We start from the raw sequence: 646 nt of genomic DNA, 5'->3' as shown, positions 1-646 counted from the left end.
CGCAACGCGCGCGTCGTCGCCGGTGGCCGAAAGCGTCTCGCGCATGACGATCACGGTCTTGTCGAGATCCTTCTTGGCCGCGCCGATCGAGCCGTTCCAGTAGATGTCGTGGGTGATCTGCTCGCCGAGGTAGGTGAAGGCGGTGGTCTTGGCGCCCGGGGCCAGCACGCCGGCCTGGTTCAGCGCGTCGATCCACATCTGCCAGTCCTCGCCGCCCATCACCGCCACGGTGTTGTCGATCTCTTCCTGCGAGGCCGGCTCCAGGACGGTGTCCTTGATCACTTCCTTGTCGGTGTCGAGGCCGCGGAAGGCCACGCTCTTGCCGATCGGCTTGAGCGTGGAGTTGTGCACCACGCCCGTCTTCGGATGCGTGCGGCGCGGCGAGGCCAGGCTGTAGACCACCAGGTCGACCTGGCCGAGATCGGCCTTGATGGTGTCGATGGTGACGCGCTTGACCTCGTCGGAGAAGGCGTCGCCGTTGATGGTCCGGGCGTAGCGGCCCTCGGTCTTGGCGAACTTCTCGAAGGCGGCGCTGTTGTACCAGCCGGCCGTGCCGGGCTTGGTCTCGCTGCCGGGGCGCTCGAAGCACACGCCCAGCGTGTCGGCCTGCGAGCCGAAGGCGGCCGAGATGCGCGCGGCGAGGCCG

At 68.1% G+C, this 646-nt stretch carries 1 pseudogene; it reads right to left on the bottom strand.

Annotation, left to right across the window (positions count from 1 at the left end):
- A pseudogene (locus tag FQ755_RS03195) lies at window positions 1-646 on the bottom strand (bifunctional NADH-specific enoyl-ACP reductase/trans-2-enoyl-CoA reductase); the annotation flags it as partial.

The sequence above is a fragment of the Paraburkholderia sp. BCC1885 genome (genome assembly GCF_900996235.1).
Classification (GTDB): domain Bacteria; phylum Pseudomonadota; class Gammaproteobacteria; order Burkholderiales; family Burkholderiaceae; genus Paraburkholderia.
Note: the sequence above shows the minus strand (reverse complement) of the source record. Positions and strands in the feature narration are given on the sequence as shown.